This is a genomic window from Vreelandella sp. L-15 (assembly GCF_056857635.1).
This window is the reverse complement of the sequence record NZ_JBSXNN010000012.1, coordinates 1-2,468: the sequence shown is the minus strand read 5'-3', so window position 1 is coordinate 2,468 and position 2,468 is coordinate 1. Positions and strand designations below refer to the sequence as shown.

Below are 2,468 nucleotides of genomic sequence, written 5' to 3'. Positions count from 1 at the left end.
ATCACGGCGCAGCGTGTCGGTATCGCTGAGGTCGATCCAGCCCATCGCACGCTGCAGCACCAGGGTACGCAACTGGCTGGCCAGCGAATGAAGGATGCGCAGCGGGTGGCGTCGATCGACCAGATTGTCTTCCAGCGCCTCGACCACGCCGCTGTTGTCGAGGGCTTCACGCAGCAGCAAAGCGCCGCTGTCACTGGTGGTGCGCTGGCCGCTCAGCTCAACACGGACAGAGCCGTTGCACGAGGGCGACCATGTCGTTAGGGTTTCACCCATGGCGGATAGCTCTCTTGGTTCAGGTTCTTGGCGGAACACACTGAATTTTCAAGAGAATACCATCCGCTATCTTCGTTTTCAGGTCGGCCTCATGAATAAGGCGGGGTTAAGCGTGTTGCCGATATCATGGATGAAATCTCAGCTGCCTCCTCCGAGCAAAGTGATGGTATCGAACAGGTTAATCAAGCCGTCTCCCAAATGGACGAGGTAACTCAGCAAAACGCAGCGCTTGTCCAGGAAGCCGCAACAGCGGCAGCTTCACTCGAAGAGCAAGCTGCTCAACTTGAGTCGGCTGTCGCTACCTTCAAGCTGGTTGATGGCGAGAGTCGTGTTGCCCTTCCGCTCGGTAAATCTGGGAGAACGCCAGCACCTTCTTTACAACAGGCTCGGCCTACAACCGGTAGGGTTGCCAGCTCTAAAGTAGCGGAACTGGACTGGGAAGAGTTTTAAGCCGTCTCTTAAAACAAATACTTCTAATCGTTTAACATTAAAAAACCTCAGCCCAACGGCTGTAATGCCAGTCAGTTAAGGCTTTCTTCAATTAGCTGACGATGAGACAGTCCGGTACCAGTCATTCACTGGTACCGGATTTTTTTATGCACTTTAGCCAAGCCATAGACGCTATTGCGCGTGTAACCCCTGACAACTTTTCCAGTCTCGCGGAAGTCCTCTCTCCCGAACTGATCGACTCGTGCCTGGAGAAAGCGGGGGTTGCCACGCTTCGAAAGCGGCGTCTACCGCTGGAGATGGTGGTTTGGTCGATTGTCGGCATGGCACTGTTTCGCCATATTCCCATGGGACAGGTCGTCAATCAGCTTGATATTGTCTTGCCAGGTAAGCGTCCTTTCGTGGCCCCCAGTGCGGTTGTCCAGGCACGTCAGCGCTTGGGTGTCGAGGCTGTCAAGCGGGTCTTTGAGCAAACTCAGGCACTTTGGCATGAGCAAACCCCGCATCCCCATTGGTGTGGGCTAACACTCCTTGGGGTGGATGGTGTGGTATGGCGAACGCCAGACTCGCCTGATAATCAAGCGGCCTTTGCGAGAACACGTAATGCTCACCGGGAGGCAAGCTATCCTCAAGTGCGCATGGTGTGCCAAATGGAGCTGACGAGTCACCTCGTTACCGGCGCCGCCCTTGATAGTGTGTCGACGGGCGAAGTGGCGCTAACAACCGACCTGATAGCCAGCACACCTGATCACTCCCTGACGTTATTTGATCGCGGGTTTTACTCACTGGGGTTGCTGCATGCCTGGCAGCAGGCAGGTGAGCAGCGTCACTGGCTTATTCCGCTACGCAAAGGAACACAGTATGAAGAAATCTACTCGCTGGGTCGTCAAGATCGACTGGTTCGCCTAACGACATCGCCACAAGCGCGAGCGAAATGGCCACACTTGCCCGCGACGCTAGAAGCACGCCTGATGAGTCGTAAGGTCAAGGGCAAACAGGTTCAGGTGCTGACGTCGATGACCGATCCGATGCGCTTTCTTGCCGCTGATATCGTCGATCTTTATAGTTACCGCTGGGAAATCGAGCTGGGCTATCGGGAAATGAAGCAGTCGCTTCTGGGCAATCGGCTCACATTGCGTAGCCGCACACCGGACATGGTTCGCCAGGAGTTATGGGGAACGTTGCTCGCCTACAACTTGATACGCTTTCAGATGGCCCGGATGGCCTATAGCTTAGACAGCATTCATCCAAATCAATTGAGTTTTCATCAAGCCGCCCATTTTATTATCAAAGAGTTATCTATATTGCCGGCGGTGTCACCTGGCCGCCTTCCCGAGGTGATGAAGTCGATGCTAGAGATGGCGCCTTCATTCTTGCTACCCGATAGGCGAGAAAGGGCGTACCCGCGTGCTGTCCGGGTACGACCACAAAAATATACGGCCAGAAAAAAGCCAGTCAGGCTTAACTGACTGGCATTACAGCCCAACGGCTGAGGTTTTATTAGTCATCAAAGCCATACTTAAAGCTAAAGCCATGCAGTTTCTCCATGAATGGCTGTCTCTAAAATAAATCGAGTAAGCAACTAAAATCAAACCCCCCTACTGAATGGCTCTTCGTCGTTGGGTGTGGAATTCGCCCCCTGAGCTGGGCCAGGATATGACCTCCACGACGACAGGAGGCATGGCATGGACGGCACCCAGATTCTGACCCTCGGCCTGGGCCTGGAAGCGCCCTGGATCCTCAAGGAC

2 protein-coding genes and 1 pseudogene are annotated in these 2,468 nt (G+C 54.3%); 2 read left to right on the top strand and 1 reads right to left on the bottom strand.

Going from position 1 to position 2,468, the window contains the following annotated elements; all coding sequences use genetic code 11:
- A partial coding sequence (locus tag AC13CY_RS00625; protein WP_483052179.1) for a transposase occupies window positions 1-273 on the bottom strand: 273 nt, incomplete at its 3' end.
- 105 nt (window positions 274-378) lie between these two features.
- Between AC13CY_RS00625 and AC13CY_RS00620 the strand changes: the two are divergent.
- A pseudogene (locus AC13CY_RS00620) lies at window positions 379-723 on the top strand (methyl-accepting chemotaxis protein); the annotation flags it as partial.
- Between the two features lie 146 nt (window positions 724-869).
- A complete protein-coding gene (locus AC13CY_RS00615) occupies window positions 870-2,189 on the top strand; it encodes an IS4 family transposase (RefSeq protein ID WP_483052178.1) in 1,320 nt (439 codons plus the stop codon).
- The last annotated feature ends 279 nt before the right edge of the window (window positions 2,190-2,468 follow it).